At 38.1% G+C, this 13,426-nt stretch carries 12 protein-coding genes; 11 read left to right on the top strand and 1 reads right to left on the bottom strand.

What is annotated here, in order from left to right; all coding sequences use genetic code 11:
- Nucleotides 1–17: 17 nt before the first annotated feature.
- A complete protein-coding gene (locus ASG14_RS13535) occupies nucleotides 18–932 on the bottom strand; it encodes a helix-turn-helix domain-containing protein (RefSeq protein WP_082491565.1) in 915 nt (304 codons plus the stop codon).
- Nucleotides 933–1,292: 360 nt separating this feature from the next.
- Between ASG14_RS13535 and ASG14_RS13530 the strand changes: the two genes are divergently transcribed.
- From ASG14_RS13530 to ASG14_RS13475, 11 genes are all read left to right on the top strand, one after another.
- Complete coding sequence (locus ASG14_RS13530; RefSeq protein WP_056871570.1) at nucleotides 1,293–2,240, top strand: MBL fold metallo-hydrolase; 948 nt, start codon at nucleotides 1,293–1,295, stop codon at nucleotides 2,238–2,240.
- A gap of 142 nt (nucleotides 2,241–2,382) precedes the next feature.
- On the top strand, nucleotides 2,383–3,225 hold the full coding sequence (locus ASG14_RS13525) for a helix-turn-helix domain-containing protein (protein WP_056871569.1): 843 nt from the start codon (nucleotides 2,383–2,385) through the stop codon (nucleotides 3,223–3,225).
- An 819-nt stretch (nucleotides 3,226–4,044) separates the two neighbouring features.
- Nucleotides 4,045–4,245: a hypothetical protein gene (locus ASG14_RS13515; protein ID WP_056871567.1), complete on the top strand. Its 201-nt coding sequence runs from the start codon at nucleotides 4,045–4,047 to the stop codon at nucleotides 4,243–4,245.
- Nucleotides 4,246–4,482: 237 nt separating this feature from the next.
- Nucleotides 4,483–6,891: a histidine kinase dimerization/phosphoacceptor domain -containing protein gene (locus tag ASG14_RS13510; protein WP_162238743.1), complete on the top strand. Its 2,409-nt coding sequence runs from the start codon at nucleotides 4,483–4,485 to the stop codon at nucleotides 6,889–6,891.
- 442 nt (nucleotides 6,892–7,333) lie between these two features.
- On the top strand, nucleotides 7,334–8,176 hold the full coding sequence (locus tag ASG14_RS13505; protein WP_056871565.1) for a helix-turn-helix domain-containing protein: 843 nt from the start codon (nucleotides 7,334–7,336) through the stop codon (nucleotides 8,174–8,176).
- A 175-nt stretch (nucleotides 8,177–8,351) separates the two neighbouring features.
- Nucleotides 8,352–8,897, top strand: coding sequence for a carboxymuconolactone decarboxylase family protein (locus ASG14_RS13500; protein WP_056871785.1), 546 nt, complete (start codon nucleotides 8,352–8,354; stop codon nucleotides 8,895–8,897).
- Nucleotides 8,898–9,064: 167 nt separating this feature from the next.
- Nucleotides 9,065–9,775, top strand: a complete 711-nt coding sequence (gene bshB1 / locus ASG14_RS13495) for a bacillithiol biosynthesis deacetylase BshB1 (protein WP_056871564.1) — start codon at nucleotides 9,065–9,067, stop codon at nucleotides 9,773–9,775.
- Between the two features lie 628 nt (nucleotides 9,776–10,403).
- A complete protein-coding gene (locus ASG14_RS20425; protein WP_200940342.1) occupies nucleotides 10,404–10,676 on the top strand; it encodes an OsmC family protein in 273 nt (90 codons plus the stop codon).
- A gap of 212 nt (nucleotides 10,677–10,888) precedes the next feature.
- Nucleotides 10,889–11,470 (top strand): DUF417 family protein, encoded by a 582-nt coding sequence (locus ASG14_RS13485; RefSeq protein ID WP_056871563.1) that lies wholly within the window; start codon nucleotides 10,889–10,891, stop codon nucleotides 11,468–11,470.
- Nucleotides 11,471–11,484: 14 nt separating this feature from the next.
- Nucleotides 11,485–11,793, top strand: a complete 309-nt coding sequence (locus ASG14_RS13480; RefSeq protein ID WP_056871562.1) for a putative quinol monooxygenase — start codon at nucleotides 11,485–11,487, stop codon at nucleotides 11,791–11,793.
- Nucleotides 11,794–12,568: 775 nt separating this feature from the next.
- Nucleotides 12,569–13,249, top strand: a complete 681-nt coding sequence (locus ASG14_RS13475) for a metal-dependent hydrolase (RefSeq protein ID WP_056871561.1) — start codon at nucleotides 12,569–12,571, stop codon at nucleotides 13,247–13,249.
- The last annotated feature ends 177 nt before the right edge of the window (nucleotides 13,250–13,426 follow it).

The raw sequence follows: 13,426 nt of genomic DNA, 5'->3' as shown, positions 1-13,426 counted from the left end.
AAACGGTCTTTTAAGTTTCAGCTTCTATATTGGTTTAGTATTACCGTATGAAAAACTTGTTCACAAAAGATATTTTGCCGAAACGCCTCTGGGGTCATTTCGGTATACTTTTTAAAAAATTTCGAAAAGTATGAATTATCATTAAAATTTAATCTGTAGGCAATTTCTGAAATAGACAAATCATAATTGATCATTAACCGTTTAGCTTCCATTACTATCCTTTCCCGAATGACCTCTCCAGTTGATTTGCCAAGGACTTCGTTGCAAAGTGAATTGAGATGGTTTGTAGTCATATTTAACATTCTAGCGTATTCTTTAGGTAGTTTTAGGTCTAAAAGATTGGTTTCTATAAGGTTAAGGAACTTTTTAATCTGTATATTTTTATAGCATTCAGATACATTTTTTTCAGTTTCAGCAGTAAGTCTTCCAATATGGATAAAAAGCTGGATCATCAAAACCTTAATCATATCAATATCAAGCCTTTTCCCCCCTGAGGCTTCTAGGATCATTCTTTCGAAAAGAATAATAATTTCCTCCTGCATAGCCTCCGGAATCTGAATAACCGGGTTATTGAGGGCCCCTTTGAAATAAGGAAATTGATCAAGATAATTAACCTTAAGCAAGAACGAATTGAAGAATTGAACAGAAAAATTAACAACATAGCCCTCTACATTTTCATCGCAAAAGTACGTTTGGAGTTGCCCAGGAATCATAAGATATATTCGATGTGGTTTAACATCGAAGCTGCTACAATCTATTCCTACCTGCCCGTTTCCTTGTGTGAAAAAAACCATATGATAGAAGGAATGTACATGGGGATGATTGAGATTCCAGTTGGAGCGAATATAGCTTGAAAAATGACTCACATATATATCATCCTTCCTACATGGTGAAAGTGAGCAGCTCTCAAAAACGGGAAATTCTCTATACATAACGTAAATGTTTAAATTATCTTTTCCAGGCCCCAAACCATCCTGGGCACTGGAAATACCAATTCTATAAATATGCCAGAATGTATTCTTCTTTAAATCAGTTGTTTACAGAATTTTCGCTTTTCAAGTCGTTTTTTGTATTTCGCCTAATTTCACAGAATAATTGAAATAGCAAGACACCTGAATGTTCCGTACGATTTTCAATCAAATAGGAAAAAAAGGCAAGTGATCGGGAATAAAATCCATTTCTTGGTGCTGTGAAATCCCAAACTTTGTGTAAGCCAATTCCCAAAAGCGTGGTTTTGGATCGCCGAAAGACGATAATGGCTGAGTACAAATCATATGCATAATTAAAAGAATATGGAAAAACTAAACATGACGAGGAGAAACTTCCTCGCCGCAACGGGAATTTTAACTGCGGGAATCATTGCATTTCCCCGAGAACTGTTTGCACACAATACAAGTCCGGTTATCACCATTAAAAACGCAGCAGGGAAATCTCCGGTATCCATAACTAAGCTTAAAGGTGGTATCAGTATGATTGAAGGATCTGGGGGCAACATCGGGGTATTTGCGGGTAGTAATGGAAAATTAATGGTTGACGCAGGAATAGAAGTTTCTAAGGATAAAATCAGAAAGGCAATGGCTGAATTAAGTTCGAAACCTTTAAAATATCTTATCAACACGCATTGGCACTTTGACCATGAAAGCGGAAATTCATGGGTTCATCAGGATGGGGCTACAATCATTGCTCAGGAGAAATCCAAAGCAAACCTAATGAAGACCATTAGAGTAGAAGACTGGGACTACACATTTAAGCCACTGCCACAGGGTGGTATCCCGACGATACTCTTCAAAGATGAGCATCACCTTAAATTTAATAATGAGGATATTTTAATGAATTATTACGGCCCAGCACACACTGATTGCGACATTTCGGTTTATTTTCCGCATGCCGATGTGATTCATGTGGCCGATACTTTCTGGAATGGGTATTATCCTTTTATCGATTACTCAAGTGGGGGTACGATAAAAGGAACTATAGCTGCTGCGGTATCCAATGTTAAAAAAATCGGTTCTAAAACAATAGTAATTCCAGGACATGGGCCTGTTGGGGATAGGGAACAGCTTATCCAGTTTTCGGACATGCTGCAAGAGGTTTATCATAAGGTAGCCACCCTGAAAGCTCAGGGTAAATCCTTGAAAGAAGTTGTCGCAAGTAAGCCTACAAGTCGGTATGATCCGAAGTTTGGCAATTTCGTGATCAAAGGCGACACCTTTGCCTATCTGGTTTACAAGGGTGCTTGATCACATCGGACGGCGGATGCTAAATTTTTATTGTCTTTTTTATAGGGTTCATTTTTTAAAAAGGTGATTTATACCACTAAAGCCGTGCATTACACCATATCAGTTCTTTTTTGGATTATAGTTTTGTGGTAAAAAGGACGTTATGAAATATAGTTTCATCGATAAAGGCAATGGGTCGGAATTATCATTTTTTTTAAAGGAAACAATTATTTCGAAACCGTTTACCACGAAAAAGCAAAAGTCAGAAAATTTTACAATTGCCCTTAATGCTGGCCCTGAGCAAAATGTTATCATTGATGGTAAACAATACAGCTTTTCACCAGCAAGTTTTTTGCCTTTCTTCGGCAATCAGTCGTTCGAATTTCAGCACGCCACTGAAATTATGGTTTGGCAGTTCAATAGCGAGTTCTGTACTGGGCTAACTCTCGGGGAACTGGGTAATGGCAGATTTTCATCAGAAATTGAAAATAAACCATTGACAATTGACTCAGTAAATCAAAAGAAAATCAATTCTATAACCACAATGTTTATAGATGAATTTTTAGGAGAAACTGCACCTGACATAGAAATGCTCGATATTCTTCTTCGACAACTCATCGTGATCGTTGTTAGACTGGCCAAAAGCCAGTATTCAGATCGATACCAGTGTTTTGAAGAAAGACTTGAACTTATCAAAAAATATAACGTTATGGTCGAAAAATATTATAAACAAGAACATCAGGTTCAGTTTTATGCAGATAAGCTTAACAGATCACCAAAGACCCTTTCAAATCTATTTCTGATGTACAGTTACCGATCCCCCATACTTGTTATCCATGAGCGGATAATTAAAGAGGCGAAAAAGCTTTTTTATTATACCAGTATGTCTGCCAAAGAAATAGCCTATGAGCTAGGTTTCCAAGAACAGGCACATTTTAGCCGATTTTTTAAAAATTACACCAGCGATACGCCAACGAACTTCAAAAGAAAGTATTTGCGGTCATGACGTACCCTCGATATCGGTCTAATAAAGTATATAGTTATTATGTACTTATTCATTGAATTGCAAGAATAGTTTCGTGTTAATACAATCAAGTCCGTATAGTCCCAAATCAATATTTATGAACCCTCCTTAACATGGAAGACATCTATAGTAACCATTTGCCAAAAACAGAGAAGATCAGCAAAGGGGTTGTCGAACTGTGCAGTTTTTCTTCTTTCGACGAGCTCGCCTTGAAATTAGCCTCCTGCTCTAAAAACCTTTACATAATATATTTTGTTGAACCGAAACCATTTCTAAAGTCCTCAACCCATGGCGCGGTCCCAGTGATTACCAGACTTCTCGATCCGGAAATTAAAAAATCTAAAATATTCAAGGGGCATATATTAAAATTTCATGAGTATATTTTTATCGATAGTATGGAAATCCATTTTTATTCCTATCCCTTTTACACTGAATTCAATTTTCACACTAATAAAGTATATCTCGAAGAAATAGAATCCATCCGAATAGAAAGTCTTTTCAGCCAGTTATTTTCAGAGCTTGCATCCAAAAGTTATCTGTTTGAGGAAATGACATGTGCAATCGTCGAAGAAATTATTCTTACCCTTAAGCGCAAATTTATTTCTCAGTGGTGAATGGCCTTCGTATCTGTCTAAGGTGTCAACCAGGATTCAGCTGGTTAAATTGGTATTTCAATATTTAGACGTTGAAACATTTCATTTCGAAGGTATTTATAACAAAATCGATTATTAACTAGTTGATTTATAGTTTTTTGTTATTGGATGTTAACTTGCTATGTTAATGGTATGATAAAAATAGAAAATGAAGAATTTCGTCAATTTAACAGGCACTATACCTGATCTTACAGAGGGGGTCGCAATGGGCAGATATGCAGACAGGCTCAAAGTCGCAGATAAGAATAGTGAACAAGACATCAGGAAAGCCTGGCCAAACAATAGTTCTCCTGCGCTGGATGTAAAGGGTAATCCGCACAGTTGCCAATGGGTAAAGTTTATTCAATAGTTTGATTTAAATGTTTTGTTTTAGGTTTATTTGGTTTGCTCTGAAGGATGAATCAGGATTGAGTCCCTTTTGAGCAGTTGGTTGCAGGTCTCTTATCTTTAAGAGGCCTGTTTTTTATAACCGATTGGTTATGCCAATGTAGATTAATTTCGTTATTTTAGTTAAGCCAAACAATTTCCGGATGTTTTTACCTCAAAATGTAACCCGGACAGCAACTATTTTAACTACGCCATGATAATGAAACGATATATTTTTCTTTTGATTGTAGTCTTCCCCATGCAGCTAATCGCCCAGGCAAGAAGTAATTCTTTTTCAGAGCTTTGGCTATTATCACAGCTCAGTCTTAATTACTACACTGTTGTTCAGGAGGGGCTAATTGAACAGGACAGCAGCCTTGTAAGAGTTTGCCAATTGAACGGTGTTAGTAGATGGAATGTACTGACCCAGGGGATTATAAGCGGATCAGACCCTTCGAATCAAAATTGGATAGACTTGCGTAAACCTGAAATTGGAATTAAAATGCTTAAAACCCTGTCTGGAGAAGAGCACATCAAGATGGCTTTACTTTTAGGAACCTATTACGCTTTTGAACCATTAAGCTCAAGAGCTAAAAAGGATTATGGCTTATCCTATCTTGCTATGGCCGAGCGGGAAAGTTCAGAACTGGGTAACTGGTTTTACCTAAGTAATGCAAGGTGCTTAATGGGAAAATCGTATTTTAAAACAGGTAATGTTAAGGAGGGAATAACCATACTCAATTCACTGATTGCTAGCTGCGAAGAGAAAAATGATCTTCGGATGCAGGCTAAAGGATACGATTATCTTGGAACGTATTTACCTCTTTCAGCACAAACCATAGGTATAAAATTAAATAGTTTTATAAAGTCTTCAAAACTATATAATCGCATGCATAATATTAGAGGTGAGATAAATGCGCTTCAGAACTTGGGCTATTTATTTTTCGTCGTAAAAGACTGGGCAAAAGCAGAGACCAGTAGCTTGCGTGCCTTGGAACTTCAACAGTCTATTGGGTTTAAGCATACTCACTATACAACTGATTTTCTCGCCTTTATTGCTGACTTTAAAGGAAATCGAACCGAAAATCTCAAATATGGCTTGAGCTCCATAAAATCATCCCAGGCCACCAAGGATTCATTGGGATTAGGATATTTCTATAAACGTATAGGGGATTCCAGGTTTACATATAATGATCCTAAAACAAGACTTGCCTGGTATAAGCAATCGCTCGTACAGCTTTTGAGAAACGGTGAGCGCTCCTCGCTATACCCGGTCATCCACTCAATATCTTACGAAACAATTGAAGCAGGCAAATCCTCACAGGCCATTATCGAAACAAAAGATTATATACAAAAGTTTCCACCGAGAACCCTGCCTGACAGTATGTTAGCCTATCAGGCTCTAGGTGAAGGATACTATGCCGTTAAAAATTATAAAATGGCAGAGAAACTGCTTCTTGAAGTTGAAAGAATGGGCAAAAGGATAAACCCGCTAGCCAGCGAGCGATTCCGGACCTTCAATGCATTTAAATTGGGGCATTTTTACCTCCTGACTAAAAATTATAAGAAGGCAAAATACTATCTGGAGTTGTTTAAAGCCTCCTCATCGGAAATGCCGTTAAACACTTCCGCCGACGCTGAAATGTACATGTATAAGGTCGATTCTGCTTTGGGTAATACCCAGCTGGCGGTAAAGCATCTTAAAGATTTTCTTGAAGTAAACAGTAAGGTACTTGACCAGTCGCAAACAAGAATTGTGGAGAATTTGCGTATGCAGTATCAGACTGCCCAAAAGGAAATGGACATCAAGCTTTTAAAGCAGGAAACAGTAATGCAGAAAAAGCAATCTTCCCTAATCCGATTGGTTGCAATAACAGTTTTGACCATGGCCTTTCTTATCATTGTTTTACTGCTTAACCAGTACAGAATCAAAAAACGTCAGAAGGAAGAAATTGACGAAAAAAACAAAGTGCTTCAGCATACCATCAGTGAAAAAGACGATCTTCTTGTATCAAAACAATGGCTGTTAAAAGAGGTTCATCACCGGGTGAAAAATAATCTCCATACCGTTATATCACTTCTTGAGTCGCAGGCTCACTACCTTAAAGGCGATGCACTCAAGGCTATTCAAAATAGTGAACATAGGATTTATGCGATGTCCTTAATCCATCAAAAGCTTTATCAGGAGGATGATGTTAAAACTATTGACATAAAGGTATATCTTACAGAATTTATAAGCTATTTAAAGGATAGCTTTGGAACTTATAGCTTTATAAAATTTCTTATTGAAATTGAACCCATAAGATTTGGCGTCTCGCGGGCGATACCTATTGGTCTAATCGTGAATGAGGCCGTAACAAATGCGATCAAATATGCCTTTCCAGACATGGAAAAAGGAATTATTCTGATTCGGCTCGTAGAAAATGAGGAAGGTATTGAACTTACCATAAAGGATAATGGAATAGGACTAAATCCTATGAATTTAGCTTCTGATTCACAGTCCCTAGGTTTAAGATTAATGCGCGGACTGGCCGGAGATCTGGGAGGAGTTATAAAGATTTCTGGAAAGGATGGTGCGGAGATTAAAGTCAGCTTTGAGAGAGATCAAATTGATGTTGGCCATATTTAAATCATGTGAGCGATTCAGGTGGGAGGGTTGAACAGCTTCAGTTTTTGCTCAATGGGAATTGATATTCCGAAATTAAATTCACTACCAAAGAGCTAAGCAGGTTCCATGCATTTATTCATTTCAAATGCCTTAAGTGCAGGAAAGGAATGATTTTTAGCGGAAGCGCATGCGCCCTAAGATTGCAGACAACCAATGAGAACTGACACTAATATTGCAACATTGCTTAACTCTAGGACTGCATTATATTCAGTGATTGCAACAAATAATTCCCTAGTGAGCCGATTAATTAATGGAGGCGGCCAAGAAAGATTCCACGTTACTTGTAAAAATAGCAATTGACGCCCGCAATATTTTTTTTACAGCAAATAAATTTTCTTCTTATGCTAAGGGTAATCAAATTAAAACAAACAATGCATAAATTTATAATAATAAAATTTTAAGGATGATTTTTCAAGGACCTTCCCACGAACAGCTCATGCTGGAGACGATTGATAGCAGAAATAAAAAAAACCTTTTTGATATTAAAGGAACAGACATGACTATAATCTGGAATACAGGTGAATCCATGACTGTCGATATCGACCGGATGGGATTCCGCCTTTCCAGAAATCAAATTATATTCCTCACTGATTACCATAAAATAGATTGTGTAGAAGTAGAGTCGGCACGTCTCATCCGTTTTAATCAACCTTTTTTCTGTCCAGTTAACTATGATAATGAAGTCGGATCTAAGGGACTTTTGTTCTTCGGGGCGATGGAACTTCCAATTGTTGCCATTCTTCCCGAAGACATCAAAAAATTTGAAACCCTTTGGGAAATTTTTTGGACCGAGATGCAGGACCGGGACAGCCTACAGATGGATATGCTTCAGGCTTTACTTAAAAGAATGTTAATCCTTTCTGCCAGAAACCTCAAGAAATCAAGCAGGTTCCAATCCCTTCAAAAAAGTCAATTTGATATTATCAGGGAGTTTAGTTTTCTGGTGGAAGGTAATTTTGCAAAACATCATGATGTAGCCTTTTATGCCGATAAACTTAATAAATCTCCTAAGACGCTCTCCAATCTTTTCGCTTTAGCCTCAGCCAGACCTCCATTGGAAATCATACATGACCGCATTATGCTCCATGCCAGACGTCAGTTAAACTTTACCCGCCTCTCTGTAAAAGAAATTTCCTACTCGCTGGGCTTTGAGGATGTCCAATCTTTCAGTCGCTTTTTTAAAAATCGTGAAGGGATAGCACCGATACAATTTAGAGAAAGGTCGGAATTGCACATGACAGGCTGATTCTAATTTCTTACCCTACATGCAACAGCTTTTTATTCACCCGCACCTCATTCTTTTGTAAATTAACAATTCGGGAAAAAACGCCAACTATTCGGGAAAACCTGCCTAGTCTGTAACGCTTAGATATTGCAAATTTGTATTGTTAAACAACATTTACGAATTAAAATTTAAGAATATGGCAAGGTTAAAAGCATTAAATCCAGAAGAAACTACCGGGAAGTCAAAAGAACTTTTTGATACTATTAAAGGAAAAATGGGCATGGTGCCAAACGTTATGAAAACAATGGGCAATTCACCAGCAGTTTTGAGTGCCTATCTGGGTTTCAGTACGGCACTAGCCGGGTCAACTCTCGGTAACAAGCTTTCCGAGGCATTATCCCTTAGTGTTGCAAATCACAACGGTTGCGATTACTGTAATTCAGCGCATACATTTATTGGCGGCAAGATGGGTATTGGTCCTGAAGCCATCGAGGCTGCCAGACACGGAAAATCGGACGATCCGAAAACTGCTGCAGCGTTAAGTTTTGCTCAGGCGATACTGGATTCCAAAGGGAAAGTTTCAAATGCGGAGATTGAGGAGGTAAGATCTGCCGGTTTTAGCGAAGGAGAGATCGCAGAAATCGTTGCGTCCGTGGCATTGAGTGTATTCACAAATTATTTTAACAATGTTGCCGATACCGATATTGATTTCCCGAAACTCGCGCCCATCGCCCGTAATTAATATTACACATTTCACCCCGAGCTATGATCAAAAAGCATAATGGGAAAAAATGCTGCAAACATTTCTGGGCAGATCGGAAGATCTGCCCTTTAGATCATCTTCATAAACACTCGACTTTAAATTGAGTGAGCGGGAGCCATATATAGAAGTGACTTAACCCACATCATATGAATATTGACATTCTAGCTTTTGGTGCGCACCCCGACGATGTAGAATGCGCAGCATCAGGCGTACTAATATCTGAAATTTTAAAGGGCCGTACTGCTGTCATCGTTGATTTAAGCAGAGGTGAAATGGGAACATTTGGCAATAGTGATGACAGGAAAAGAGAGGCTAAGGATGCTGCAGCCCTTATGGGCGTTTTATCCAGAAGAAATCTGGATCTTGGTGATGGACGTATTGAAAATACATTCGAAAACAAGCTCAAAGTGGTAAACCTCATTCGGGAATTTCGGCCCAAAATTATCCTGGCTAATGCAGTAAGAGACAGGCATCCAGACCATAAAAATGCAGCCGAGCTGGTAAGAGATGCTGCATTCCTTTCAGGATTGAAGAAACTTTCTGATGGGGTCGCTCAGGAATCGCAAATGGAACCTTGGCGTCCATCGGCCTTGTACCATTACATTCAGGATTACTATATAATCCCCGACATTGTCATTGACATTTCTGCCGTGTTCCAAAATAAAATGGATACAATTAGGCTATATCGCTCACAGTTTCTTGATGCCAGCGATCACAGTTCCAGTGGTATAGTTGCACTTTTAGGGCAGATTGAAGCCACTAACAAGATTTTTGGGCGGGCGATAAATGTTCCTTACGCAGAAGGATTCACCATAGAACGATATCTGGGTGCAAGAAGTATTTTTAATATTCTTTGACAAATAATTCGAACCGTAAAGTGTGGCCTATAACGAAATTTTTTATTCGAACCAAAATTGATTCCCTTCTTTTTAGTTGTAAAAATTTAAGATTGCATGGTCGAATAATATAGCAGATTACATTTTTTCAGAGTAAACTGATTTTATGAAAAGTCTGATATTATAGCATTCTGCGCTCTGGCTTGAGTTGATGTGCTCATTCCTATCCGCCATTCAAAGCTCGGCAAAAGACCGGAAATATTACAAAATATTAAATAGGTAAATGATTTGCTGAGCGGTTCGTCTCACAATATTATGAAAATGCATTTTCCTGCAATTGTAGCCATGCGCGGAGAGGAGGAATATGCGACTGGTCTGTGTAAATTAATTGCAGGCAACCCTAAAAAATTCAAGCAGGAGTATCGATGAGAAATTGAAAGGTAAATTTTAACACGTAAGTGTATGAATATTAGGTAATGCTCGAAAAAGCAGTCACTTATGCGTACAGAGGGGAAGATTGTTGGGATTAACCTGCATAATTTCGGACTCGGGAAGAATCGTTAATACATCGGGAAAATATGTCTATTTGACACTCCTAAATCCATTGCAACTTTGTATCGTCAATTAAAAAAAATTAAATTTTTAAGTTATGGCAACGAAATTAAGTATAACCAATTCTCCGACAGGCTATCAATCACTTATAACAAATGGTAAACATGCAATTCTGGGAGTTGAGCCTCTGGCAAGCAATGGTACAGATTTAGGTTTTTCACCACCTGAACTATTACTGAGTGGCATTGCAATGTGTAAGGTGGCAGCAGTAAGATTTATTGCACGAAAAAATGGTTGGGAAATCGGGAATGTAGATGCCCAGCTGACCCAGGAAACGAACCGGGGCAAGGAAGGAAAGCTATCTACCTAAATATCTACGGCTATCAAAATTGAAGGATCAATAAGCGAAGAGCAAAAAAGAGAACTGCTGTCCCAGGCGAATAGATGTTATGCTGTTAGGATGATTGAGGGGGACTGGGAAATTGAACATGCAGTTGAACTGAAAGAACAAGTAGCAGCATAAGGTAAAATGTATCTATATACATTGCTGTGTAAAATATTCCTCACCAAATTTTTAAAAAAATGATATCATCAATAATTGAAAACATTGCAGGGCTAGATGTCCTTGGCAAAAAAGTGACAAGGCTCGGGATTGTGATTGTCCTTATATGGATAGGAGGGTTAAAATTCTTTACTTATGAGGCAGACGGGATAGTACCTTTCGTAGCAAACAGCCCATTAATGTCTTTTTTTTACAATAGCCCAAATGATTATAAGAAAAATACCAACAAAGAAGGGGAGCTCATCCCAAAAATTCATAAATGGCATCAGTCAAACAATACTTATGGTTTCGCTGATGGATTGGGTGCGTTACTTATAATCATTGGAATTATGGTTGCAGTCCACCACTGGTTTCCGATGTTGAGCATGGTTGGAAGTTTGCTTGTAGTTATCCTCGCCATAGGCACCCTGAGCTTTCTGCTGACCACCCCGGAGAGCTGGGTTCCCAAACTAGGAGACAGCGAATATGGCTTTCCATATCTTTCCGGAAGAGGACGACTTGTGCTGAAGGACGTTATTATGCTGGGGGGAGCTATTGTCACCATGAGCGATTCGGCAAAGCTATTTCTGCAGCGAAAACGATTAAAGGAAATAAGTAAATAATCAAAGGCATAAAAATGAAAAATTTAGCATTATCAATCAAATTCATTGCAACAGATGAGAACCGTGAAGAATTTAAAAATATTCTCATAGACCTATTCAATGTAATTGCATCCGAAGAAAAGTTTATTGACGCATCTATCGCAGAGGAAATGGAAAATCCAAATTCAATAATCGTTTATGAAACCTGGAATACAACTGTCTCTGAGTTTATGGAGCAACAGATGACCCGAGCGTATCGTATTCCTTTTGAAAAAGCACTTGTTTCTTTGGATGTAAAAAGAGAACCTAAGGTATTTTTTACTATTCAGGAGTGGAAGTCTTAAAAAGCAATTTCTAATATCACACTAATCTACAATTGAAAGATTATTTTAAATAAATGTGGGTGTCCATGTTTGGATTTTGAGTAAGCTTATTCAATCCCCAAACATTTTTTTTTTCATCGAGTATCTAATTTTTATGTAAAAGTCATTTCTCTTCTCCCACTGTCAGGTGTTATATAATCACTATTTACTGACTTTTCTACTAAAATATCGAAGTAATAAAAAGTAAAAGTTCCTTTCTAACAGGAAACTACTTGAATACTGGATACTAAATCGCGAATTAGTTTAGAGAAGATACCCACATTCCTGTTCACAAAAGGTTTATTTCGGAAACCATGTATAGTTAAACTCTCTAAGTTTTATATTATGATCTTGAGGAATTTCTGCCTGGGATTTTCTAAAGCACTCTTTTGCTCAACCACTCTTACCAAATCTACAGATTTACCAAGAAGATAATTTCCCTTATGAGCAACCAGCAAAAGCAGATGTTTCCTGCATTTTAAAATGAATTGAATTAAGAGATTTTATTCTCCTAATACTAAGGATTAATTAAGAAAAGCGTGCCCTTTTTCGCTTAGCTATAGGTTTTGTTCATAATTCGTAAGTGACCATTTTAAAATAAGTTGTAAGCTCAAACACTTAACCGTATTTCGAGACTGGTAGTGATACTTACGAAATAGCGAGAGCCCTTTATTGTTTGATGTGCACTAATTTACTGATACCTAGTTTTTTATATCCTGGCAGTGCCATTGCTTATAGTTAGAAAAAACCTTAAAAGATGAAAATAACATATTTCGGACATTCCTGTTTCTCAGTTCTTGCCAGGGGGCGGGAACTGCTCTTTGACCCTTATGTAACGCAAAATCCTTTGGCAAAGGACATTGACGTAGACGCAATAAGGGCAGATTACATTTTTGCTTCACATGCCCATTTTGATCATATTACTGACCTGTTGCTTATTGCAGGTAAGACTGGTGCGAAGGCCCTTGGGGGATGGGAACTTTACAATTGGTATAATGCAAACGGTCTCAAAAACACCCATCCGATAAATCCTGGGGGCAAATACGATTTCGACTTCGGAACGGTGAAATCATTTGCGGCGGTGCATTCAAGTAGTTTTGCAGACGGAAGCTACGGGGGTGTTCCATGTGGATATGCATTCAAGACACCTGAAGGGAATTTTTATTATTCAGGAGATACCGCACTAACCCTTGACATGCAACTCGTTTCCAAATGGGGCAAAATGGATTTTGCAGTCATGCCGATCGGAGATGGATTGACAATGGGAGTTGAAGATGCCATTGCCGCCTGCCAAATGATTGGAGTGACGAAGATGGTTGGGGTTCATTACGATACTTTTGGATTTATTAAAATAAACCATCAAATGGCAATAGAAGACTTTAGAGATGCAGGGATTGAACTCATACTTATGGAAATCGGCGAGTCAAGGGATATTTGACAAAGCGTGTTTTCACAGTTAATGTTCGCTAGAACCTTTATTTTCTCAATATGCCATCAAGGAAAAGATATGGTCTTTACTCTACATTTTCAGAAGTTCTTTAAATCTTATAAATCGGATTAACCCACAAGAAATTATCTGCCCAGAGATCAGGCTGAAAAATAGACCGAACAATTG

It is taken from the genome of Pedobacter sp. Leaf194, from assembly GCF_001423945.1.
Classification (GTDB): domain Bacteria; phylum Bacteroidota; class Bacteroidia; order Sphingobacteriales; family Sphingobacteriaceae; genus Pedobacter.
This window is presented reverse-complemented; position numbering and strand designations above follow the sequence as displayed.